This window comes from Foliimonas ilicis (genome assembly GCF_039939195.1).
GTDB lineage: Bacteria > Pseudomonadota > Alphaproteobacteria > Rhizobiales > Rhizobiaceae > Foliimonas > Foliimonas ilicis.
Genome location: NZ_JBDUUH010000001.1, coordinates 25,660 through 48,240 on the forward strand (window position 1 = coordinate 25,660; position 22,581 = coordinate 48,240).

Annotated in this window: 20 protein-coding genes; 3 read left to right on the forward strand and 17 right to left on the reverse strand. The window is 58.8% G+C overall.

What is annotated here, in order from left to right:
• Nucleotides 1–102: 102 nt before the first annotated feature.
• From ABFT80_RS00130 to ABFT80_RS00190, 13 genes are all read right to left on the reverse strand, one after another.
• Nucleotides 103–1,401, reverse strand: coding sequence for an ABC transporter substrate-binding protein (locus tag ABFT80_RS00130; RefSeq protein WP_347969833.1), 1,299 nt, complete (start codon nt 1,399–1,401; stop codon nt 103–105).
• Between the two features lie 115 nt (nt 1,402–1,516).
• Nucleotides 1,517–2,908 carry a hypothetical protein gene (locus ABFT80_RS00135; protein ID WP_347969834.1) on the reverse strand — a complete coding sequence of 464 codons (1,392 nt, stop codon included), beginning with the start codon at nt 2,906–2,908 and terminating at the stop codon, nt 1,517–1,519.
• A gap of 7 nt (nt 2,909–2,915) precedes the next feature.
• Nucleotides 2,916–4,220 carry a nicotinate phosphoribosyltransferase gene (gene pncB, locus ABFT80_RS00140; protein WP_347969835.1) on the reverse strand — a complete coding sequence of 435 codons (1,305 nt, stop codon included), beginning with the start codon at nt 4,218–4,220 and terminating at the stop codon, nt 2,916–2,918.
• A gap of 192 nt (nt 4,221–4,412) precedes the next feature.
• Nucleotides 4,413–5,807, reverse strand: a complete 1,395-nt coding sequence (locus ABFT80_RS00145; protein WP_347969836.1) for an MATE family efflux transporter — start codon at nt 5,805–5,807, stop codon at nt 4,413–4,415.
• Between the two features lie 154 nt (nt 5,808–5,961).
• Nucleotides 5,962–7,545, reverse strand: a complete 1,584-nt coding sequence (locus tag ABFT80_RS00150; RefSeq protein WP_347969837.1) for an FGGY-family carbohydrate kinase — start codon at nt 7,543–7,545, stop codon at nt 5,962–5,964.
• Entirely contained in the window at nt 7,545–8,237 is a 693-nt protein-coding gene (locus ABFT80_RS00155; RefSeq protein ID WP_347969838.1) for an HAD family hydrolase, read from the reverse strand. The genes ABFT80_RS00150 and ABFT80_RS00155 overlap by 1 nt, the downstream gene beginning before the upstream one ends.
• 25 nt (nt 8,238–8,262) lie before the next feature.
• Entirely contained in the window at nt 8,263–9,735 is a 1,473-nt protein-coding gene (locus ABFT80_RS00160; protein WP_347969839.1) for a mannitol dehydrogenase family protein, read from the reverse strand.
• A gap of 44 nt (nt 9,736–9,779) precedes the next feature.
• The gene (locus tag ABFT80_RS00165; RefSeq protein ID WP_347969840.1) at nt 9,780–10,778 is read right to left on the reverse strand and encodes an ABC transporter ATP-binding protein; all 999 of its coding nucleotides are present in this window, start codon (nt 10,776–10,778) and stop codon (nt 9,780–9,782) included.
• 9 nt (nt 10,779–10,787) lie between these two features.
• The gene (locus ABFT80_RS00170; protein WP_347969841.1) at nt 10,788–11,618 is read right to left on the reverse strand and encodes a carbohydrate ABC transporter permease; all 831 of its coding nucleotides are present in this window, start codon (nt 11,616–11,618) and stop codon (nt 10,788–10,790) included.
• 11 nt (nt 11,619–11,629) lie between these two features.
• Nucleotides 11,630–12,502 (reverse strand): carbohydrate ABC transporter permease, encoded by an 873-nt coding sequence (locus ABFT80_RS00175; protein ID WP_347969842.1) that lies wholly within the window; start codon nt 12,500–12,502, stop codon nt 11,630–11,632.
• 83 nt (nt 12,503–12,585) lie between these two features.
• Nucleotides 12,586–13,896, reverse strand: a complete 1,311-nt coding sequence (locus ABFT80_RS00180) for an ABC transporter substrate-binding protein (protein ID WP_455189850.1) — start codon at nt 13,894–13,896, stop codon at nt 12,586–12,588.
• Between the two features lie 286 nt (nt 13,897–14,182).
• Nucleotides 14,183–15,076 carry a transcriptional regulator GcvA gene (gene gcvA / locus ABFT80_RS00185; protein ID WP_347969843.1) on the reverse strand — a complete coding sequence of 298 codons (894 nt, stop codon included), beginning with the start codon at nt 15,074–15,076 and terminating at the stop codon, nt 14,183–14,185.
• 304 nt (nt 15,077–15,380) lie between these two features.
• Entirely contained in the window at nt 15,381–16,337 is a 957-nt protein-coding gene (locus tag ABFT80_RS00190; RefSeq protein WP_347969844.1) for a sugar-binding transcriptional regulator, read from the reverse strand.
• A 187-nt stretch (nt 16,338–16,524) separates the two neighbouring features.
• Here ABFT80_RS00190 and ABFT80_RS00195 point away from each other — a divergent pair, with 187 nt between their 5' ends.
• From ABFT80_RS00195 to ABFT80_RS00205, 3 genes are all read left to right on the forward strand, one after another.
• Nucleotides 16,525–17,157, forward strand: a complete 633-nt coding sequence (locus ABFT80_RS00195) for an HAD family hydrolase (protein WP_347969845.1) — start codon at nt 16,525–16,527, stop codon at nt 17,155–17,157.
• Nucleotides 17,158–17,427: 270 nt separating this feature from the next.
• On the forward strand, nt 17,428–17,850 hold the full coding sequence (locus ABFT80_RS00200; RefSeq protein WP_347969846.1) for a DUF3597 domain-containing protein: 423 nt from the start codon (nt 17,428–17,430) through the stop codon (nt 17,848–17,850).
• A 148-nt stretch (nt 17,851–17,998) separates the two neighbouring features.
• Nucleotides 17,999–18,898 (forward strand): DUF2865 domain-containing protein, encoded by a 900-nt coding sequence (locus ABFT80_RS00205; RefSeq protein ID WP_347969847.1) that lies wholly within the window; start codon nt 17,999–18,001, stop codon nt 18,896–18,898.
• A 30-nt stretch (nt 18,899–18,928) separates the two neighbouring features.
• Here the strand turns inward: ABFT80_RS00205 and ureG are convergent, their stop codons facing one another.
• Genes ureG through ureC form a run of 4 tightly spaced genes read right to left on the reverse strand, consistent with a single transcriptional unit; the run spans nt 18,929 to nt 22,426 of the window.
• Nucleotides 18,929–19,564, reverse strand: a complete 636-nt coding sequence (gene ureG / locus ABFT80_RS00210) for an urease accessory protein UreG (RefSeq protein WP_347969848.1) — start codon at nt 19,562–19,564, stop codon at nt 18,929–18,931.
• Between the two features lie 13 nt (nt 19,565–19,577).
• Nucleotides 19,578–20,267: an urease accessory protein UreF gene (locus ABFT80_RS00215; protein ID WP_347969849.1), complete on the reverse strand. Its 690-nt coding sequence runs from the start codon at nt 20,265–20,267 to the stop codon at nt 19,578–19,580.
• Nucleotides 20,236–20,697 (reverse strand): urease accessory protein UreE, encoded by a 462-nt coding sequence (ureE, locus tag ABFT80_RS00220; protein ID WP_347969850.1) that lies wholly within the window; start codon nt 20,695–20,697, stop codon nt 20,236–20,238. The genes ABFT80_RS00215 and ureE overlap by 32 nt, the downstream gene beginning before the upstream one ends.
• A 16-nt stretch (nt 20,698–20,713) precedes the next feature.
• Complete coding sequence (gene ureC, locus ABFT80_RS00225) at nt 20,714–22,426, reverse strand: urease subunit alpha (protein ID WP_347969851.1); 1,713 nt, start codon at nt 22,424–22,426, stop codon at nt 20,714–20,716.
• Nucleotides 22,427–22,581 lie beyond the last annotated feature (155 nt).

The following is a 22,581-nucleotide window of genomic DNA, read 5'->3' on the forward strand; positions in this document are numbered from 1 at the left end:
GTAATTGCAGGGTTGGCGAAACTGCCAATCTCCCCCCTTGAGGGGGAGATGGCTGGCAAGCCAGAGGGGGGTGTCACTTGACGCAAACACAACCAAACAGGATCAGAACGGCTGCGTCGAGTAATCGGCTTCGACGTCGTAAAGCCCATCCTCGATTGCCGTGCGGTGCACGACCTTCAGCTTGCCGCCTTCCAGCTTCGAGATATTCTGATGGCCGTAGACCTGATGGTTCTTGCCGTTGAATATCTTGTCGCCCTGCGGATGCTCGCGGCCTTCCTTGAATTCGGTCAGCGCTTCGGTCGCCTCGATCAGCTTTACCCGGTCTTCCGGTCCGCGATAACCGGATGCTTCCATGGCCTGCTTGATGACGTAGAGCGTTTCCCAGCAACCGAACATGTGGCCTGCCGTCGAGATGTCGCGCGGATCGGCAACGCTTGCGCCATCCGCATTGATGCCGACCGCATCGCGATAGAATTTCTCGGCGTCCGACGCATTGTCCTGCAGATAGCGCGGCATGCCTTCCCAGAAATGGCTGCCATCCAGGAATTCGAGGCCGGGACTGTTGATGTCGACGGCTTCCAGCGAATCGATGAAGCCGAAAAGCTCCGGCCGGTTCGAACCGTAAAACTCGCCCAGTTCCTTGACGAAGGTCAAAACGGCAGGTCCCACCATCACATGATAGATAACTTCCGTCTCGGCCGGAATTTGCGGCAGATAGCGGGTGAAAGAGCTTTCCGTCGGCGGGATCGCAATCTTGGCGATCACCTCGCCGCCCTGCGCTTCGATGGCTGCCGGGAAATAATCGCGATGGTCGTAGCCGAACGCGTAATCCGGGTAGATCATCGTGACCTTCTTGCCGAGATTGGCGCCGATCCACGGCGCGACCGAAACGACCTGCGAGCGGACATCCGTGATGCCCGGCTGAAGCACGTAGCGGTTCAGCTTGCCAGAGGCGACGTGAAAACCTTCGCTGACGACATAATAGGGAATCTTGAGTTCGCCGGCGGTCGGGGCCGAACCGGTGACGACATGGCTGAACAGCGTTCCATAGACCAGATCGGCCTTGTGCTGGCTGGCGAATTTGGCGACCACTTCGGCGCCGCGCTTGGGGTCCGTGCCGTCATCCTCGACGATGATTTCGACCGGGCGGCCATTGATGCCGCCAGCCTCATTGATGAGCTTGACTGCGGCGTTGGTCGTTCTTTCATACCAGCGGCCATAGGCAGCGCCGATGCCGGTGCGATGCGCCTGAAAGCCGATCTTGATGGGCGCTGAACTCTGCGCCTGCGAATAGCGGACGAAACCGGGCGCGGCGGTCAGAGCCACAGCCGAAGCGGCTATGCCCTTGATGGCATCGCGGCGTGTGATGAGATTTTTCGTCCCCGAAAATCTGGATTTCACTTCAATGTTCCCTCAAACAAGCGGCTCGTCCAATCGAGACGCTTCATGCGCCCGAGCCGAAATGCGCGCAACCTAAAACATCTCGGTGCTGCATTGCAACAAGCATTCCCCAGCGTCAACCGGCTGTAGGCGTGGAAAGCAGCCAGAGGCCGAAAACCGTATAGAGGATCATCAATACAGTTAGCGGAATCTGGCTTTTTACGGCATCGCTGTTTTTCGGGTGAAGCCTGAACGCCAGCCCGTGGGCAACGAGAACGGCCAGAACATGCCCGCCGACAATCGCTGCCGCCTGAAGGTTCCAGACAACCCATGCCGGGCCATGCCCCATCATAATTGCCGCCTCGACATTCATGTTCGATGTGCCGAACAGGTTCCAGCCAAGCGCAAAGGGATCGGAAAGCGCCTTGAGCGCATATTGCCCATCGACGGCAAGCGACGTCAGATAGTGCGAGAAATGATAGGCGAAGGCGATCGGCACGATCGACCAGACGAGCAAACCGGCTGAAGAACGAAATGTCGATCTGTTCGAAACCAGCCACTCGCCAATGAAAACGGCAAGAAAATAAGCCGACAAAAGCACCAGCGGCGCGAGCAGCAGGCCAGTCGTGTTTATGCAGGCCAATGCGGAGCGGCCGGGATATTCGAGCGGGTTGACGCCGATGCCGCCCAGCCAGAAAAACGTCTTTGACAGCCCGTCAAAAGATACGGATGCCAATGTCAAAAGCAGGAAGGCGATGCCGCTGAGCGGCAAAGCCTCGGCTTTCCAGAGTTTTGCGCCCGGCCAGCCCAGCGAGAGCAATCCTTTTTCATCACGCTCGAAGATCGAAAACCGCGAAAGCATACCGAAAAAGACGGACAGGAATTCGCCGCGCGCGCTCCATTGTTCATGACCGAAAGCCAGCATCAGAATGAAGGTCGCAATCCAGTAACACGCGACCGCCTGCGCAAGGATCGCCGGATCGCTGGGCGCGGGATAGACGAGTTCGAACCATGCGAAGGCGAAGAACAAAGCTACCGCGGGCCAGTAGGCGAGACGCGGGGCGAGCGCGAACGGCGCTTCCTTGCCGGTCAGAAGACCGACGATCCGCACCGGCCCGGACCAAGGGTTTATCCAGTGCCAGAGATTGCCGAACACGCTTTGAACCAGCGAAAGCCCCACCCAGAGAAGCGTCCAGATGACCAGCGGAAGTGGGTTTGAAAGCGGGTCGCGGCTGCCGAACAGGCCAGCGGCGACCAACGCGATCAGAACGCCAAAGGAGATGAGGCTGACGAAGATGCGCGGCGCGTCTGAAACGCGGAACAGCTTTAGCCGCTTGGCCGCAATAGCATCTAGCGCAGCGGGCGGAATGAGCAGCAAAACCAGAAAGCTGGCCAACACGGCCAATGCGCCGCCGACCAGATAGTGCCCGGTCGGCAGAAGCAGAACATGCCCGCGCTCGGAGGCATGGGCCAGCGCCTCGCCGCTCCACGCCAAAACACCCAGGAAGATCGTCAGTCGAAAACGCATTGTCGCGTTAGACTTTCACAAGCTGTTCCACGCGATCACTATCGCCGAAAATCCGCAAATAGCGTTCGATTTCCTTCAGGTCACCAGTCGCCTTGGCCGGATTGTCCGAAAGTTTGACGACCGGACGGCCATTGGCTTGCGTGACCTTGCAGACCAGCGAAATCGCCTTCAGGCCTTCGGTTTCGACCGGCGCGCAATCCTCGAAATCATTGGTCAGATTCGTACCCCAACCAAACGACATGCGCACTTTGCCGGAGAAATGCCGGTAGGTTTCTTCGATGCTATCGGTGTCGAGACCGTCGGAAAAAATCAGCAGTTTCTTACGCGGATCAACGCCCTTTTCGCGCCACCACGCCATGATCTTTTCGCCAGCCTCGATGGGCGGCGCGCTATCTGGCCGGAAACCGGTCCAATTGGTGATCCAGTCCGGTGCGTCGCGCAGAAAGGCGCTCGTCCCGAAAGCATCCGGCAGGACGATCAGGAGGTTGCCGCCATAATAGCGCTGCCAGTCCTGAAGCACGCGGTAGGGCGACTGCTTCAGTTCTTCCTCGGTATCGGTCAGTGCGGCGAACACCATCGGCAATTCATGGGCGTTGGTGCCTAGCGCTTCGAGGTCGTTGTCCATGGCCAGCAGCACATTGCTGGTGCCTGTGAATGCTTCGCCGATGCCTTCCTTCAGCGCCTCGACACACCAGCGCTGCCAAAGGAAGCTGTGGCGCCTGCGCGTGCCGAAATCGGAAATCTTGAGATTGGGGAGCTTGCGCAGCCGTTCCGTCTTCGCCCACATCTTGGCCTTGGCGCGCGCATAGACCACATCCAGCGAGAAGGGACCGAAGCGGCGCATGGCGGCGCGCGAACGCAACTCGTTGATGATCGAAAGAGCGGGAATTTCCCACAGCGTCGTGTACATCCACGGCCCGTGGAATTCGAGTTCGTACTGGCCGTCGCGCTTGCTCAGTTCGTATTCCGGCAACTGGAAATTGGCGAGCCAGGCGAGGAATTCCGGCTCGAAAATCTGCTTGCGGCCATAGAAAGTGTTACCGCCGAGCCAGATCATCTCCTTCTTGCTGAAGCGCAGCGTGCGGGCGTGATCGAGTTGCTCGCGCAGTTCCTGTTCGTCGATCTCGTCGGCCAGCCGGACCTTCGTCGTCCGGTTGATCAGGGAGAAGGTCACATCGACATTTGGATACATGCCCCAGATCATCTGCAGCATCAGAAGTTTGTAGAAATCCGTGTCGAGCAGACTGCGCACGATCGGATCGAGCTTCCAGGTATGGTTATAGACCCGCCGCGCAATATCTGTCTTGGCCATTTACTTCCCCTCCACGCTCGCAAATGCAAAGGCGAACGCTTTTAGACAATCCCGTCCAAATCTTTGGATTCGCGCGCGATCTCGTTAAACCGCTAACATTTCACAACGACGCGCACCAGCCATTAGGAATGTTGCCCTGCTAATGCGTTGGAGCGGCGATCTTTAGGGCCAATCGACATTCATCGATCGGTCCTAGAAGGAAGCCAGACGCAGCTCGCCGCGCCGCAGCCAGCGCGACAGAAGCAGCACGGCCACGACCGCAAGGCCGCAGGACAGGCCGATCCAAATTCCGTTTCCGCGAAAGCCCAGCGGGAAAGCAAGCAGCACACCGAGCGGCAGGCCGATGCCCCAATAGCCTATTGCCGCATAGATCATCGGCACCTTGGTATCGTGAAGCCCGCGCAGCATGCCCGCAGCCACGGCTTGCGCTCCATCGAAAATCTGGAACAGGGCGGCAAAGGCCAGAAAGCTGACGGCAAGGGCGATAACGTTGAAATTCACCGGATTGGTCGTGTCGATGAACGCGCTGATGAGCAGGTTTGGCCAGATGAGCATGATCGATGCCATCACCGCCATGAAGCTGACGCCAAGCACGAAAGCCGTCCATCCGGCACGGCTGATGGCTTCCCCGCTTCCCGCGCCATAGGCCAGGCTGACACGCACCGTGACCGCCTGGCTGAGGCCCATCGGCACCATAAAGGTGACCGAAGCGATCTGCATTGCTATTGCGTGCGCGGCAAGCGAATCCGCATCAAGCAGCCCCATCAGCATTGCGGCAGCGTTGAAGATCGTCACCTCGAAGGCAAGAATTCCGGCAATCGGCAGTCCAAGACGCAAAAGCGCACGAAAACGCGGCCAGTCCGCGCGCCAGAAGCGCCCGAAAAGGCGATAACGCCGAAACTGCCTCTCCCATGAGACGACGATGGCCAGACCGATGAACATGAGGAAGCTGGACAAGGTCGTCGCCAGGCCCGAACCGGCGATGCCCATGGCCGGAAAACCGAGATTGCCGAACATCAGGCACCAGTTCGCCAGCACGTTGAAGGCAACGGCAAACAGCACGATCGCCAGCGCCCAGCCGGGTCTTTCCAGCGCGGCGATAAAGGAGCGGAGCACGATGTAGCCGTAGAATGGCAGCACGGCCCATTGCAGCCAGCGCACATAGATGCCTGCCTCCACGGCGAGGGCAGGCTCCTGCCCCATGGCCAGCAGAATGCGCTCCGCATTCCAGAGCACGATCCAGATCGGCACGGAAATCATGATCGCGACCCACAGACCCTGACGCACCGTGCGGCGAAGATCGCGCACGGAATAGCGCTTGCGACCAAGTTCTGTAGCGATCATCGGCGACGTCGCCAGCATAAGGCCGAGACCGAAAATCATCGGTGCGAAATAGAGGTTGGAGCCAAGAGAACCGGCCGCAAGCGTATGCGCGCCCAGCCGTCCCATCATCATGACGTCGGTCGCAGTCATCGCCGTCTGGGCGAGGTTGGTCAAAACCATCGGCCAGGCAAGTGCCAGCATCGCCCGTATTTCGCGACGCCAAGGGCTTTCCGGAGCTTTCACACCGGCATCTATCGCAGACATTTTTGTCGTCTTTCAGTGGTCGCGCAGGCCAAAACTTGCCGCTTCGCGCGCAATTTCGGCAAAAACAAACGCAGTTTTGGCCGGATTTTCGTATTTGTACGAAATTTTTGGCGACGACAAGGTTTATACGTTTCTATCGGTTGAGCCAGAAACGTCAGGCCATCTCGTCGAGCACGCGACGCTGGCGATGCATTTCGAGGAAAATCCGGTAATCGCGGTCATAGCGCGCAGCCATGTTCTCATTGCCCTCATGGCGGCGAACCCCATGCCTCATCGCCTTGGCTGCATCGGCAACCGAAGGGAAAAGTCCGGCAGCAGCGGCAGCAACCATGCCTGTGCCGAGCAACACTGCATCTTCCGCCAAAGGCTCGACGACGGCGCAGCCGCAGACATCGGCATAAAGCTCCATCAGGACGGGATTTTTGGTGTGACCGCCGGTGACGTGCAGGGTCTCGATCGCGCTGCCGTCACGGTTCAGCGATTCCAGAATGTGTCGCACGCCAAGCGCGATGCCGACCGATGTGCGCCAATAGAGCCTGCACAGACTGTCGAAGGAGGCATCAAGCGTCAGCCCGCTGACGACGCCGACCGCATGCGGGTCGGCAAAGGGCGAGCGGTTGCCATGGAAATCCGGCAGGACATGCAGGCGGGCGGCGAAGTCGACGCCTTCGGCTGCGCGCAGGGCGGCGATGCGCTCGCCGATGCGCTTGTGCATTGCCGCATCCGGCTCACCGCCTGCGCCATGCCAGCGAATGATGTGATCGAGCAGCGCGCCCGTTGCCGACTGCCCGCCCTCCGATATCCAGAATTCCGGCAGGGCCGCGCCAAAATACGGACCCCAGCCGCCCGAAAAAGGACGCGGGTTTTCAGACATCGCCATAACGCAGCTCGATGTGCCGGCAATCAGCGCCAGATGACTGCTGAGCCCTTCAGGATCGGCTGAAAAACCGCCAAGCACGCCAAGCGCGCCAGCATAGGCATCGATCAGACCAATCCCGACACGGCAATCGGCGGTCAGCCCAAGTTCTTCAGCCGATTGCGGCGTCAGCGCGCCTATATCGGCGCCGATAGGACTTGCTCTATCTGGCAGGCCGCCGCGTTCCAGAAGGTCGCCCACACCGACCATTTCCAGAAAATCGGGCTTCCAGCCCGGTTCTTCATGCGCGAGGTATGTCCATTTGCAGGTGAGCGTGCCTTGCGAACGGGCAAATGAACCGGATGCGCGATAGGTCAGGAAATCGGCGAGGTCGAATATATGGCCGGTGCGCGCCCAGCTTGCAGGCAAATTGCGCTTCAGCCACATCAGCTTCGGGATCTGCATTTCCGGCGACATGACGCCGCCGATATGGTCGAGCACGCGATGCTTTGTGGCTGTGCATTCATCGGCCTCGGCCAGCGCGCGGTGATCGAGCCAGACGATCGTGTCCCAGCGGTCCTCACCCGTTACCGAAGCACTGACCTGATCGCCGTTTCCGTCACGCAATACGAGCGAACACGTGGCGTCGAAGCTGATGCCGCGAATGTCGCCGGGGCTGACGCCTGCCTTTTCCACCGCGGCGCGCACCGAAATGCAGACGGCAGACCAGATGTCTTCCGAATCATGCTCGGCATGTTCGGATTTCGGGCGGTTCATGCGAATGGGATGCTCGCAGCGTGCGAGCAGACGGCCGTTCCTGTCGAGGATGCCTGCACGCGCGCTGCCGGTGCCGACATCGACTGCGCAGACCAGCTCCTGCATCAGGAGGCTTTCCCCAGCGCCGCATGTCCGGCGATCAATTCCGGCAGCTTACTCATATTGTTGAAGATCAGGTCCGGTTTCAAACCTTCAAGCGTGGTCGCGAGCGATGCAGCGCCCGCATGAGAACCGCCGGTGAAACCGAACACCGTCATGCCTGCGCTCTTTGCGGCCTGGATGCCTGCCGGGCTGTCTTCTATGACGAGACAATCCTGCGGCGCGACTCCCATACCGCTTGCCGCATGCAGGAAAAGGTCGGGTGCTGGCTTGCCGTTTTTGACCATGGAAGCACTGTATATATGCGGATCGAGCAATTCCAGCAGTCCCGTCAGCGACAGGGTCAGCCGGATTCTCTCAAGCTGGCTGGAGGACGCGACGCAGCATTGCGTGTCGATCGCCCGGATGGCGTCTCCGACGCCCGGTATCGGCTTCAACTCGGCATGGAAGCGTTCGAGAAGTGCTGCCCGCATGTGACCTAGATGCTCATCGTTGAACACCAGACCGAAATCGCTGCTCAGCGTATCGCGGATCGTCGCCATGCTGCGTCCGAGAAAGCGCAGATAGGCGGTTTCCTCGCTGACCGTTCCGCCCGCACGGGCGATGATGTCGAGAAGAACCGAAATCGAAATCGTCTCGCTATCGACGAGAACGCCGTCGCAATCGAAAATGACAAGCTGCGGCCAATGCGCGGACATGAAGTCTCCAACCAGGATTCTGATTTTAGCGCGCGAGATAGCGCGTCAGAACCTCGCGAGTGCCATGTTCCCACAATGATCTCAAGTGCGCGGCGAATGTCTTTGCAAAGATTTCCGACGTGCCGACCGCACCGAAAATATCGCTCATGGCAAGAAATGCGCTCGGATCGTCCTTTGCCTTCAGCGCTTCTTTCTTCAGACGCTCGGCGCTCGCATCATTGTAATCGGTCGGTTTTCCACTGTCGGTGGTGCCCGCGCAAAAACGGCACCAGAGCGCGGAAACCAGCGCCAGACCGGTGATGTCCTTGCCCGCCTTCAGCCGGTCCGCGGTCGATGGCAGGATGAATTTTGGCTGCCGGTTGGAGCCGTCCTGACACAGACGCGGGATCGTGTCGCCGATGCGCGGATTGGAGAAGCGCTTTTCGATGAGCTGGAAATACTCGTTCAGATCGGTATCGGGCACGGGCGGCACGATCGGAATGATCTCTTCGCGCTCCAGCTTGGCCAGAAAATCCCGGATGAGCGGTTCTTCCATCGCCTCATGAACAAAATGAATGTCCATGAGCGCTGCCGGATAGGCAATCGCCGCATGGCCGCCATTGAGAATGCGGATTTTCATCAACTCGTAGGGGCTGACATCTTTGACGAAAGTTACGCCAGCGTTTTCGAGACTTGGACGGCCAGTCGGGAAATTGTCTTCCAGCACCCATTGCCTGAACGGTTCGCAGAACACCGGCCAATTGTCTTCCACCCCGAAATCGTGTGCCAAGCTTTTGCGCTCGCGGTCCGTGGTGGCAGGTGTGATGCGGTCCACCATGCCGTTCGGAAAGGCGACGTTTTCCTTCACCCACGCAGCGAGTTCAGGATCGCTGAGCTTTGCAATGCCGATTACGGCGTCTGCGGTGACATGGCCATTATGGGGAATGTTGTCGCAGGACATGACGGTGAAGGCTGGCGTGCCTTCCTCGCGGCGGTGTTTCAGCCCGGCGAGGATCAGCCCGAAAACCGTCTTTGGATGCGTCGGGTTCTGCGCATCCTTCACGATGTCGGGATGATCGGGATTGAATGTTCCCGACGCCGGATCGATGAAATATCCGCCTTCGGTGATCGTCATGGACACGATGCGGATTGCCGGATGGGCGAGCCGCGCGACCAGCGTTTCCGTGTCGCCGGGCTCGATGAAATCGATCATCGCACCAGTGACATGCGCTTCGAGATGTCCACTGTCCTGCTCGACCACGGTGGTTAGCCAATCCTGAGCGGCGAGCTTTTCGCGGCCGGCCTTTTCCGCGTCGAACACGCCTGCGCCGATCAGCGCCCAATCATGGTCCTGTCCCGCATTGAACAGATCGTCGAGGTAAACGGCCTGATGCGCGCGATGAAAATTGCCGACACCGAAATGCAGGATACCAGCCTTCAGATCACCCACGCTGTAATTTGGCCGCCCGACATTTTCAGGCAGTTGCCCGAGGGTTTCGGCAGAGAGTTTGACGCTCATTGGGCCATGCCCTTTCCAAATAACTTTTCGTGCGGAACCTTGCGTCACAAAGCTTTTCCATCCACCCCGAAGCGGTGCAGCTTGGCCGGATCCGGCGACAGATAGATTGTCGAGCCGTGGTCGAGGCCGATCTCGCCTTCGGCACGCACGGTGATCTGACCGACACTGCCCGCATCGACATGGAGGAAGGTGTCGGAGCCAAGATGCTCGGCCACGCCGACCTTGCCCTTCCACATGCCTTCAGTGGTCGAAATCTTCAGATGCTCCGGGCGGATGCCGATGGTTTCAGCACCGTTTTTCACGGCGGATTCCCCTGTTATGAGGTTCATGCGCGGCGAACCGATGAAGCCTGCGACGAAGAGGTTCTGCGGGCTGCGATAGAGGTCGAGCGGCGAGCCGACCTGCTCGATATTGCCCGCATTCAGCACGACGATCTTGTCGGCCATGGTCATGGCTTCGACCTGATCGTGCGTCACATAAATCATCGTGGTCTTGAGCTGATGGTGAAGCTCGCTGATTTCCAAGCGCATGGTGCCGCGCAGCGCCGCATCGAGGTTGGACAGCGGTTCGTCGAACAGGAAGGCTTCCGGCTGGCGAACGATGGCGCGGCCGATGGCGACGCGCTGGCGCTGACCGCCGGATAGCTGGCCCGGCCGCCTTTCAAGATAGTCGGTCAGGTTTAGAACGCGCGCGGCATCCGTCACCTTCTTGTTAATGGCTTCCTTGCTTTCGCCGCTCATTTTCAGCGGAAAGGCGATGTTATTGTAGACCGTCATATGCGGGTAGAGCGCATAGGACTGGAACACCATTGCCAGCCCACGCTTTGCAGGCGCCTCGCCTGTCACGTCGCGGCCATCGATGTTGATGTTGCCGCCGCTTACGTCTTCCAGACCTGCGATGAGCCGGAGCAGCGTGGACTTGCCGCAGCCGGAAGGACCGACGAAGACGACGAACTCACCATCGGCAATTTCGAGGTCGATATTGGGGATGATGCTTGTCGCGCCGAAGGATTTCGACACGCCGTTCAGCCGGATATTTCCCATGATGACCTCCTATTTCACTGCGCCGAAGGTGAGACCGCGGATAAGCTGGCGTTGCGAGAACCAGCCCATGATGAGGATAGGTGCAATCGCCAGCGTCGAGGCTGCCGAAAGCTTCGCCCAGAACAGACCTTCGGGACTGGAATAGGACGCGATGAACGCAGTCAGCGGTGCCGCTTTCGACGCCGTCAGATTGAGCGTCCAGAACGCCTCGTTCCAGGCGAGGATGATGTTGAGAAGCATGGTGGAGGCGATGCCGGGAATGGCCATCGGCGTCAGAACGTAGATGATTTCCTTCCACAGAGACGCACCATCCATGCGGGCCGCTTCAAGGATTTCACCGGGGATTTCCTTGAAATAGGTGTAGAGCATCCACACGATGATCGGCAGGTTGATCATGGTCAGCACCATCACCAGCCCCAGCCTCGTATCGAGAAGGCCGCCATCGCGGAACATCAGATAGATCGGCAGGAGCACGCCGACCGGCGGCAGCATCTTGGTGGACAGCATCCACATCAGAATGTCCTTGGTGCGCTTGGTCGGCGAAAAGGCCATCGACCATGCGGCAGGGACTGCAATGAGCAGGCCGAGCAGTGTCGAGCCGATCGATATGATGATCGAATTCGTTACGAAGCGGAAATAGTTCGATCGGCTTTGCACCTCGAAATAGTTCTGCAAGGTCCAGTCGAAGAGCAGGAATTGCGGCGGGGATGCGACCGCATCGGCTTCGGTCTTGAAGCTCGTCAGAACCGTCCACAGGATCGGGAAGAAGATGAGCAGCCCGATCAGCCAAGCAAAGAAGGTGAAGGTCAGTTTGCGACGTGTCGAGATTGCGCGTGCCATGGCTCAGATCCTCACTTGTCCAGGTTCTTGCCGATAAGGCGGATAAGGAAGAAGGCGACGATGTTGGCGAGGATAACCGCGACGATGCCGCCTGCGGACGCACCGCCCACATCATATTGCAGAAGCGCCTGCACATAGATCAGGTAAGTGAGGTTCGTGCTCTGCACACCCGGCCCGCCATTGGTCGTGACGAGGATTTCGGCGAAGACCGAAAGCAGGAAGATCGTCTGGATAAGGACGACGACGGTGATTGCCCGCGACAGATGCGGCAGCACGATATAGCGGAACCGCGAAACGACGCCCGCACCGTCCATTTCGGCGGCTTCCTTCTGTTCCTCGTCAAGCGATTGAATTGCGGTGAGCAGGATCAGCGTCGCAAAGGGCAGCCATTGCCACGCGACGATGATGGTGACGGAAAAGAGTGGCCATTGCGCCAGCCAGTCGACCGGCTGGAGGCCGAAACTTTTGGCAATCCAGGCGAACATTCCGTTCACCGGATGCATCAGCATGTTCTTCCAGACCAGCGCCGAAACGGTCGGCATGACGAAGAAAGGCGCGATGACCAGAAGCCGGACTATGCCCTGCCCGAAGATCGGCTGGTCGAGCAGGATCGCCAGCGCAGTGCCGCCGACGACCGTGATGAGAAGCACGCCGCCGACCAGAAGAAGCGTGTTCTTCAAGGCCGCGCCGAAGGCTGGATCGGTGAGGAAGTAATAGTAATTGTCGAGGCCGGCCCATTCCTCCATCCCCGGCATAAGGAGATTGTAGCGGAGGAACGAGAAATAGATGGTCATGACCAGAGGCACGATCATCCAGATGAGAAAGAGGATGACAGCAGGTGCAAGCATAAGCCGAGCGCTCGCGCGCGTGTTCTGCGTCGCCATGGTTTCCTCCAACGGCAGGCCGTAAGACAGGCTTGAAAAAACCGGGGCCGCGACTGGGAAGCGCGGCCCCGGGCTTGGGAGAACTACTTGATGTAGCCGGCGCGCGTCATTTCACGCGTCGCCAATTGCTGCGCATTCTGGAGCGCCTGATCGACCGTCACCTGACCGGCAAGTGCTGCCGCGAATTGCTGGCCGACCGCCGTGCCAAGGCCCTGGAATTCAGGAATGGCGACGAACTGCACGCCGACATAAGGCACCGGCTTGACCGTCGGCTTCGTCGGATCAGCGGAGTTGATCGAGTCCAGCGTCATCTTCGCGAAAGGTGCTGCCTTCTGGTACTCGGCATTCTCATAAAGCGACTTGCGGGTGCCCGGAGGGACATTCGCCCAGCCTTCCTTGCTTGCTACCAGTTCGGCATACTGCTTGCTGGTCGCCCAGGAGATGAACTTCTCTGCAGCTTCGACCTTCTGGCTGCCTGCCGGAATGCCGAGGTTCCACGCCCAGAGCCAGTTGCCGCGCTTGCCGAGGCCATTGTCGGGAGCCAGCGCGAAGCCGACCTGGTCGGCAACCTTTGATTCTTCCGGGTTGGTCACGAAGGATGCGGCAACCGTCGCGTCGATCCACATGCCGCATTTGCCGGTCTGGAACAAAGCGAGGTTTTCATTGAAGCCGTTGGAGGATGCACCGGGAGGGCCAGCTTCCTTCATCAGATCGACGTAAAACTGAAGCGTCTGCTTCCATTCCGGCTGGTCGAATTGCGGCGCCCATTTTTCATCGAACCAGCGCGCTCCGAAGGAATTTGCGGTCGCCGTCAGGAACGCCATGTTCTCGCCCCAGCCGGCCTTGCCGCGAAGGCAGATGCCGTATGTCTCGGTCGATTTGTCGGTCATCTTTTTGGCGGCGTCCGCCACGAATTCCCAGGTCGGCGCATCGGGCATCGTCAGCCCGGCCTTTTCCATCAAATCCTTGCGATACATGACCATCGAGCTTTCGCCGTAGAATGGTGCCGCGTAGAGCTTGCCATCCGTGGTCAGGCCGCTGCGGATCGCGGGGAGAAGGTCGTCGACATCGTAATCGGCGCCGAGATTGTCGAGCGGCAGAAGCCAGCCCTGCTTCGACCAGATCGGCACTTCATACGTTCCGATCGTCAGAATGTCGTACTGACCGCCCTTGGTGGCGATGTCGGTCGTCACTCTCTGGCGGAGGATATTTTCCTCCATCGTCACCCATTCGAGTTGGATGTCGGGGTTCTTGGACGTGAAATCATCCGTCAGCTTCTGCATGCGGATCATATCGCCATTGTTGACGGTGGCGATGGTGAGCGTTTCGGCATGGGCTGCGAAAGCCAGCACGCTTGCCGAACACATGCCCAGAACGAGCTTGGTCAGTTTCATTGAGGTTCCTCCCTTGAAGACATGAGCATTTGCCTTGTCTTTGGGCAATTATTCACTGCTCGTGATTTATGTCAAGGCAGATTCATTGCTGCGGCGCAGCAGAAGGGCATTCAGGGAAAGATGAAAAGTTGGTGCAAACTGGAACACCCCTCATCCGACCTCGCTTCGCTCGGCCACCTTCTCCCACAAGGGGAGAAGGAAACGCGCTCTCCCTTCTCCCCTTGTGGGAGAAGGTGCCCCGAAGGGGCGGATGAGGGGTGTTGGACGGAGAGCGACGGTATTTGAACTACGATCTCGCCCGTTCGATTTCCTCAAGCAGCCAGGCTCTGAAGGCCCTGACCTTCGGCGCATTGCGGCGCGCTTCGGGATAGACCAGCCAATATGAATTGCCGTCATTGCAGACGAGATCGAATGGCTGGATGAGGCGACCAAGCGCAAGCTCATTGCGAAAGAAATCCGGGGTCAGAAGCGCCACGCCCTGCCCGGCAATGGCAGCGCTCGCCTCTATCGATTGCGAACCCGTCGCAACACGCCGGCGCTCGCTCAACCCCTCTGTAGAAACGCCCGCCGCCTTCAGCCAGATCGCCCACCACAGGTCGGCGGGATCGATGATCCTGAGCTTCAGCAGGTCGGCAGGTTCCTTCACGCCGCCGATCGATGCAGCCAGTTCGGGGCTGAGCATCGGCGTGAAATCGGTCGGCATGATGTGGTGTTTCGCGAGGTCCGGCCAATTGCCGCTGCCTGCGCGAATGGCGACATCGAAGTCCTCGCGGGCGAAATCGGCAAATTTGGGCGAGGTGTCGAGCCGCACAGCCAATTCAGGATGCGCCATCTGGAACGAACCGAGACGTGGTGCCAGCCAATGCGAGGCAAATGTCTGGACCGTGGTGATCGCAAGCGTGCCCCGCGCCCCGCTGCGCACCGACGCGTATGCCTCGGCAATCTGGGCAAACGCTTCGCTCAGAACCGGTGCGAAGCGCCGCCCGACATCGGTCAGAACCACCTGCCGCGGACGCCGCAGAAACAGCGGCGCGCCGATACGGTCCTCCAATTGCTTGATCTGGTAGCTGACGGCGGCCTGCGTCATGCCGAGTTCGTCCGCTGCCTTGGTGAAACTGGCATGGCGCGCCGCAGCCTCGAAGGCGCGTATCGCTGCAAGCGGCGGAAGCTGCATGCTCATATGGATAAACTCACCTTATGTATTCCTATCGATGTTCAATTGGAAAATAAGGGAATTCTGGCGCAAATAATAGTCCGACGCATAAAACAGGAGCGGCTTAGACGCCGGAAGCACCATGCAACGGATCGCAATCGCACCTTCAACAATCAATACGAAAAAGACTGCCGGAATTGCACAGCTTTTCCGCATTCTCTGGCCTGTCAAAACGCGCAAACGAAAGCTTGACGTGAACGGCCTCTCGGATCATTTGAAGCGCGATATGGGATTTCTGGACGGTGGTGACACCAAGGGAAGACGCAGATAATCAGCTTTTCAGCAGAGCTTCCGCCGTCTGCTCGTCGGTAATCAGCCCGTTTATCAGGCGCCGCGTTGCAGCGGCAAGAATACCGGGCAGCTTTCGCTCTCCCTTGGCAAGCGCCACGACCAGCGAGGTTTCGCGCGACGGCAATTGCGCGGAAGCCACTCGGTCATTGGTGATCCCGTCGATGAGCCTGCCTTCGCGGTCATACGCCCAGCCGACTATTTCGCCGACAGCACCCGCCTTTTGAAGCGCCTTCAGTTCGGCCTCGGAAATGAACCCATCCTCGTAAAGCGGGGCTTTCGGACCAAGATCGCCTATGCCTACGAAGGTAACATCGGCGCGGGCTGCAAGCGCCAGGGTCGGCTGAATCATCGGCTGGCCCAGCAGCATTTCGCGCTCTTCCGGCGACGAGGCTATTACCGGCAGAGGCATAGGGAAACTGCGCGCCTTGATCCTGTCCGCCATCGTGAAAATCACATTGTAGAAGGCGGCGGAACCATCGGGTGCTATGTTGCCGGTCAGCGAGACGACCTTGTGATGCTGACACTCCATCTGCGGCAATTGCTCTGCAGCGGCTTTCAGCGTCCGGCCCGTTCCGATGGCCAGCACGATGGGCTCCACGGAACGCAAACGCCGCTCGATTTCAGCTGCGGCGGCCTGCGCGATACCGATCGTGGTGGATGTCGAATCCGGGTCCGTCGGCACGACTTCTGCCAGATCCAGCGCGAAACGCGCCTTCAGCCGCGCCGCGAGATCCAGGCAATTGGCGATGGGATGATCGACGCGAACCTTGATAAGACCTTCGGAAACGGCGAGCGAAACGAGCCGCTGCGCGGTCTGGCGCGACACGCCGAGCTTGCCTGCAATTTGGTCCTGCGTGTTGCCCGCGACGTAATAAAGCCAGCCGGCGCGCGCCGCTTCGTCAAGTCTCTGGTTTCCGGTTTCGGGTCGGGCGCTCATGCGTTCTTTCTCTTCTCTCATTCCCCCGAAGAGGACAAATCATCATACAGCCAACAGAGCAATTGCCAATCGCCTGCTATATTTGATCGCGGGCACCGGCAATGCGTATCTTATCATTATTCCCGCCACCCATGTTTATCTCTCGCGGCAAAGCCTCTATGACTTTTCGCGAAAGAAGGAAGGCATCATGACAGTAAAAGCCGTATATTGGGACATGGATGGAACGCTGATCGACAGTGAACCGCTGCATGAAGAATGCCTCGCCATCGCACTCAGAAGCGTCGGCGTCGAGCCGCCGTCGGATCTGCATGACAAGATCATCGGCATAGCGGCCCGCCCGGTCTACGATCTGCTTCGCGCCGAATACGGTTTCGACCTGCCTTTCGATCAATGGATCGGCATAAAATACGCGCATTACCTCTCCAAGGCAGCCTCACTGAAGGCGCGTTCCGGTGCTTTGGAAATCTTTCTCGAATTGAAGGCAAAGGGCGTCGTGCAGGCGGTGGTTTCGAATTCCGACCGCCTCGTGGTCGATACCAATATGCGCGCGCTGGACATTCACGAACCGGCGTTCAAATCCGTCAGCCGCAACGATGTACGCCTCGGCAAGCCGGACGCCGAACCCTATCTGCGCGCCGCCTATCTGACCGGAATCGACCCCACGCATACGATCGTGATGGAAGACAGCCGTACCGGCGCGTCTGCTGGTGTGGCCGCGGGCATGAAGACATTGCTCTGGCCGCAGCAGAAGATGGAGCCGCTTTCAGGCGCGCTCTACATCGAAAACCTCGAAGATGTGCGAGCCGAACTCGGCCTTTGAACCGCAAGCCTTAACCGCAAAAACCCGCGATCTTTACCATTCTCGGCAAATTTGCAGCTCTTCGCCTCAAAAAAGGTGAAGTCCCGGCAACTTTGTGGTTGTATTGAGGCAATTATCGTGGCGCAATCAGACGTTGCGGCCGTTACCGGGCAATTTTGCCGGAGGCGGTAGTGTTGGTGTTCAGATTATTGTCGGGTTCATCCAAAGACAAAAGCTGTTGGCCCGTTCATAATCTGCCCGTTCGTTTGAAACTGGAACTGGAGTTTTGACATGGGTATTTTCGACAAGATCAAAGGTGCGATTTTTGGCAGCGCACAAGCGGCCCCGGCGCCGAAGGCTGAACCAGCCTCGCCAACCACTCCCTCGGCTGCACCTTCCACACCGAGCGCGGCTCCCGCACCAGCACCATCAGCGCCACCGGCTACAAGCAGCGCTCCTGTCGATGTCGCAGCCGTTCTCGAAAAGGCCGTCGCATCAAAAGGCCAGAAGCTCAACTGGCGCACATCGATCGTCGATCTGATGAAAGCGCTCGATCTCGACAGCAGCCTCGGCGCCCGCAAGGAGCTGGCGAAAGAACTCAACTACACCGGCGACACGGGCGATTCAGCCACGATGAATGTCTGGCTTCACAAGGCGCTCATGAAGAAACTCGCCGAAAATGGCGGCAAGGTCCCGGACGATCTCAAAGATTGATCTTGTGAAACTCAGCTGACGCCATCGACCTTCAAGACGAGGGACATTTACGGTCTCGATAAGAGACCAATCCCTTGATATTTCTAAAAGTGTAGGGTGGGTTCATCCGATGCGGCACTTCTGGATATTGGTTTCGATAATTAGTGCGATGCTGCTTGCAAGCCCGGGAATAGCCCTGGCGGATAGTTGTGCTGCCATTGCAAGTCAGATGCGCGCTGGCGCCAGTGCCTCCAACTCACAGGCGGCGCAACTTCGCCGTCAGATCGCTGCCATTCGCTCACTCGAAAGACAGCGTTCATGCACAAACGAAAAAGCCTCCGCCGGAGGCTTTTTCAATGCCTGCAGGGGCCTTGCTCAACAGCGCGCGAATGTTGAGCGACAAATCTCACCGAGAGGCGCTGACAACAAAAACACCGCCGCATTGCAGGCACGTTATCGAGCTCTTGGATGCGAAGTTCGGACTAAGAGAAAACCCGCACAAGAGCGAGTGGCTAAGAATTCCACTCCCAAACAGGCAGTACCCGAATACAGGGGCAGCACACTCTTCTATTGCGTGCGGCTTTCGGACGGCTATCTTTTTCCTGCGCCAAACTCGCAATTCGCGAAGGACGACTATTTGAAGACTGCCGAGGAACAGTGCCGTTTCCTTTGCGAAAACGAGGCCGTGGCCTTGTATGTACTGGAAGATCCGGAGCTTGAAACGGATGAAATGATCTCGGTGGCAACAAAGAAGCCGTACCGGGAGCTTCCCACAGCCTTTCGCTATCAAGCCCAAGAAACCTTCAACGCCTGTAATTGGCCGCGTTACTTTGCACGTATCAACGAATTCAGAGCGCGTACCATCACTCCACGGAATTTGGAGAACGCCATCATCCCGCTACCGACACGCCGGCCGAACCTGAAATCGTCGCCATTGTCGGTGGCCGAAATCGAAATCGAAGAGACGTCCAGCATCGGCGCGCAAGACAATGTTCGAAAAGTCGGCCCGGTGTTCCTTCCCGATAAAAAAATCGAATTTGGTGCGAGAAATGCTTATGCCGAGGAGTAATATCGCTGAGCGCAATCTGTATGCGGCGGTCTAAGCCGTCAGACGTTCAGCCACGCGCAGGCCGCCATTATCGACGATGAAATCCACAACCTCCTGAAGTCCTTTTCTGCGTGAAAGATCGGTAAAGCCGAAAGGCCTGCCACTGCGCATGCGGGCAGCGTCGCCTTCCATGATTTCCAGATTGACGTTCACATAAGGCGCAAGGTCGCTCTTGTTGATGACCAGAAAATCCGAGCGCGTGATGCCCGGCCCGCCCTTGCGGGGGATTTCCTCGCCCTGGCAGACCGAAATGACATAAAGCGTCAGATCGGCGAGGTCTGGCGAGAAGGTTGCGGCCAGATTGTCGCCGCCAGACTCGATGAAGACGATGTCCAGATCGGGAAATTTGGCATTCATTTCGGCAATCGCGGCCAGATTGATCGAAGCATCCTCGCGGATCGCCGTATGCGGGCAACCGCCGGTTTCCACGCCCATGATGCGCTCTTCCGGCAACGCCTGCAGACGCGCCAGCATCAATGCGTCTTCCTTGGTGTAGATGTCGTTGGTGACGACGGCGATGGAAAACTCCTTCGCCATGGCCTTGCAGAGTTTTTCGGTCAGCGTCGTCTTGCCGGAGCCGACCGGGCCACCGATGCCAACGCGAAGCGGGCCATTGTTTTTCGTCATGTTCTTTAGCCTTTCAGGACCGAAACAAGCGCGAATGCTGCGTTTCATGCCGCATCGCCATGATTTCCGAGATTATCGTCGCGGAGCCCAGATCGTCGAGTGAACTTTCCGCCGCGCGGGACGCCAAGCCGAGATGAAGCGGCTCAAGTGCTGCAATCGTTTCGACCGCGCCGGATTGTCCCGTCACGCCAAGACGGATTGCCGCCTGCACGAGATTGGACGAAAACGCCTGCAACCATGCTGCCAGCGCATCGGCAAGAGCGATGCCATGCGCACCGGAGATCGCACCAGCCGCGACGCAATAGGCGCAGTCATTTGGCAGGCGTTCGAAAACGAGGCTCGGCCATGCCTTGGCTGCGGTCAGAAATGCACTGCCCTGAAGCATGGTCTCGCGATGACGCTCAAGCGAACCGGCAAGCCCTTCGGCCAGTTCTGCGACTTCGTTCAAATCGCCGCCATGGCGGGCGCGCCGCCAGCTCTCGGCAAACAGCACCGCGTCGTTCCAGCCCGAACCATGGTCGAGTAATTGCCGGAGCCAGTCCTCGAGACTTGCGCGATCGACAATCAGGCCATCGTGAACCGCGCGTTCGAGCCCGTGACTGTAGCTGAATCCGCCGACCGGAAAGGCCGGCGAGAGCCACGCCATCAGCCGAAGCAGCGAGGCCTGCTGCCTATCCATGATGATGCGTGTGGTCGTGGCCATGACCGGAATAAGCGCCGCGAAGCGGACGGAAGCGCTCGACAACATCGCTGACTTGCGCGCCCAGACCTTCCAGCATCGCCTTGATGACATGATCGCGCAGGATCAAAATCCGGTCCGCCTCGATTGCGGCTGCAAGATGCCGGTTGCCGATGTGCCAGCTAAGTTGGGCCAGATGCAGCGCATCGCGCCCGCGAATCTCATAGAGTTCTTCTTCCGCCGCCAGAATGCCGACATGGCGGCCATCTTCGAGAACGAGAAAGTCGCCATGGCCAAGCATGACCGGCTCCGGGAAATCGACCAGCACGCGCTCGCCGCCGTTCAGCGGCAATACCTTTCGGCGCAAATGGCGCTCGTCATGCGCGAGCGTCACGCTGTCCAGAGGTGCTTCGCCTTCAGGCAGCCTGTGGCGATGGTCTATGGCACGCAGCATTGTTTTCAGTCCTTAATCAAAACAGGAAGTAGCGCTGCGCCATGGGCAGCACGGTTGCGGGTTCGCATGTCAGCAATTCGCCATTCGCACGAACCTCATAGGTTTCCGTGTCGACCTCGACGTCAGGCGTCGCATCGTTGAGCACCATGGAGTGCTTACCGATGCCGCCGCGCGTGTTTTCGACAGCCAGCATTTCCTTGTCCGTGCCGAGACGCGATCTCAGACCGGAATCGAGTGCTGCCTTTGAGACGAAAGTCACGGATGAATTCGTCATCGCCTTGCCGAACGAGCCGAACATCGGACGATAATGGACAGGCTGCGGCGTCGGGATAGAGGCATTCGGGTCGCCCATGGGTGCTGTCGCAATCGTGCCGCCAAGCAGCACCATGTCCGGCTTCACGCCGAAGAATGCAGGGTTCCACAAAACGATATCGGCGCGCTTACCGACTTCGATCGAGCCTATTTCGCGGCTTAGACCATGCGCGATGGCCGGATTGATCGTGTATTTCGCGATGTAGCGGCGCACGCGGAAATTGTCGTTGTCGCCGGTTTCCTGCGCCAAGCGTCCGCGCTGGCGCTTCATCTTGTCGGCGGTTTGCCATGTGCGGATCGCGACTTCGCCGATGCGGCCCATCGCCTGGCTGTCGGACGAGATGATCGAAAACGCGCCCATGTCATGAAGAATGTCTTCCGCCGCAATGGTTTCCTTGCGGATACGGCTTTCGGCAAAGGCGATGTCTTCCGGGATCGACGGCGAAAGATGGTGGCACACCATCAGCATGTCGAGATGCTCGGCAATCGTGTTGACCGTGTAGGGCCGCGTCGGATTGGTCGAGGACGGGATGACATTGGGCAGGCCACAGACCTTGATGATGTCCGGCGCATGGCCGCCGCCTGCGCCTTCGGTGTGGAAGGCATGGATCGTGCGGCCTTTGAAGGCGGCGACCGTGTCTTCCACGAAGCCGCTTTCGTTCAGCGTGTCCGTGTGGATCATGACCTGCACGTCATATTCATCCGCAACCGTCAGGCAGCAATCGATTGCGGCAGGCGTGGTGCCCCAATCCTCGTGAAGCTTGAGCGCGCAAGCGCCGCCCAGAATCATTTCCTCAAGGGCTGCGGGGCGCGAAGCGTTGCCCTTCGCCGACAGGCCGATATTCATCGGGAAAGAATCGAAAGACTGGATCATGCGGGCGATGTGCCAAGGCCCCGGCGTGCAGGTGGTGGCCAGCGTGCCGTGGGCAGGCCCGGTTCCGCCGCCCAGCATCGTTGTGAAACCAGCGGTCAGCGCCTCCTCGATCTGCTGCGGGCAGATGAAATGGATGTGTGCGTCGAAACCGCCGGCAGTGAGGATGCGTCCTTCGCCCGCGATGATTTCCGTGCCGGGACCGATAATGATGGTGACGCCCGGCTGCGTATCGGGATTTCCGGCCTTGCCGATCGCGTGAATGCGCCCGCTTTTGAGGCCGACATCGGCCTTGTAGATGCCGGTGGAATCGACGATCAGCGCATTGGTGATGACGGTATCGACGGCACCCTCGGCGCGCGTCGTCTGGCTCTGGCCCATGCCGTCGCGGATAACTTTGCCGCCGCCGAATTTCACCTCCTCGCCATAGACGGTAAAATCCTTCTCCACCTCGATGAAAAGTTCCGTATCGGCAAGCCGTATGCGGTCGCCGGTCGTGGGACCGAACATTTGAGCGTAGGCACTGCGCGAGATTTTTGCGGGCATGTCAGTCCGTCCGGTGATTTATCGGAGTGTCCGTTGAAAAATGAGCCATAGAGCGGCGTAGGAATGCTCTTGTCGGCTTTTCGTCACGTTCGTTCTTTAGTAAAATGGGCGCGCGGTTCGGCTTATAAGGAACCGCCTGCGGTGAACGCACGTTA

Bases quoted from the DNA above. Each gene is read 5' to 3' on its own strand.
- ABFT80_RS00135 (WP_347969834.1), bottom strand. From the start codon at position 2,908: ATGCGTTTTCGACTGACGATCTTCCTGGGTGTTTTGGCGTGGAGCGGC.
- pncB (WP_347969835.1), bottom strand. From the start codon at position 4,220: ATGGCCAAGACAGATATTGCGCGGCGGGTCTATAACCATACCTGGAAG.
- ABFT80_RS00145 (WP_347969836.1), bottom strand. From the start codon at position 5,807: ATGTCTGCGATAGATGCCGGTGTGAAAGCTCCGGAAAGCCCTTGGCGT.
- ABFT80_RS00150 (WP_347969837.1), bottom strand. From the start codon at position 7,545: ATGCAGGAGCTGGTCTGCGCAGTCGATGTCGGCACCGGCAGCGCGCGT.
- ABFT80_RS00155 (WP_347969838.1), bottom strand. From the start codon at position 8,237: ATGTCCGCGCATTGGCCGCAGCTTGTCATTTTCGATTGCGACGGCGTT.
- ABFT80_RS00160 (WP_347969839.1), bottom strand. From the start codon at position 9,735: ATGAGCGTCAAACTCTCTGCCGAAACCCTCGGGCAACTGCCTGAAAAT.
- ABFT80_RS00165 (WP_347969840.1), bottom strand. From the start codon at position 10,778: ATGGGAAATATCCGGCTGAACGGCGTGTCGAAATCCTTCGGCGCGACA.
- ABFT80_RS00170 (WP_347969841.1), bottom strand. From the start codon at position 11,618: ATGGCACGCGCAATCTCGACACGTCGCAAACTGACCTTCACCTTCTTT.
- ABFT80_RS00175 (WP_347969842.1), bottom strand. From the start codon at position 12,502: ATGGCGACGCAGAACACGCGCGCGAGCGCTCGGCTTATGCTTGCACCT.
- ABFT80_RS00180 (WP_455189850.1), bottom strand. From the start codon at position 13,896: ATGAAACTGACCAAGCTCGTTCTGGGCATGTGTTCGGCAAGCGTGCTG.
- gcvA (WP_347969843.1), bottom strand. From the start codon at position 15,076: ATGAGCATGCAGCTTCCGCCGCTTGCAGCGATACGCGCCTTCGAGGCT.
- ABFT80_RS00190 (WP_347969844.1), bottom strand. From the start codon at position 16,337: ATGAGCGCCCGACCCGAAACCGGAAACCAGAGACTTGACGAAGCGGCG.
- ABFT80_RS00195 (WP_347969845.1), top strand. From the start codon at position 16,525: ATGACAGTAAAAGCCGTATATTGGGACATGGATGGAACGCTGATCGAC.
- ABFT80_RS00200 (WP_347969846.1), top strand. From the start codon at position 17,428: ATGGGTATTTTCGACAAGATCAAAGGTGCGATTTTTGGCAGCGCACAA.
- ABFT80_RS00205 (WP_347969847.1), top strand. From the start codon at position 17,999: ATGCTGCTTGCAAGCCCGGGAATAGCCCTGGCGGATAGTTGTGCTGCC.
- ureG (WP_347969848.1), bottom strand. From the start codon at position 19,564: ATGACGAAAAACAATGGCCCGCTTCGCGTTGGCATCGGTGGCCCGGTC.
- ABFT80_RS00215 (WP_347969849.1), bottom strand. From the start codon at position 20,267: ATGGCCACGACCACACGCATCATCATGGATAGGCAGCAGGCCTCGCTG.
- ureE (WP_347969850.1), bottom strand. From the start codon at position 20,697: ATGCTGCGTGCCATAGACCATCGCCACAGGCTGCCTGAAGGCGAAGCA.
- ureC (WP_347969851.1), bottom strand. From the start codon at position 22,426: ATGCCCGCAAAAATCTCGCGCAGTGCCTACGCTCAAATGTTCGGTCCC.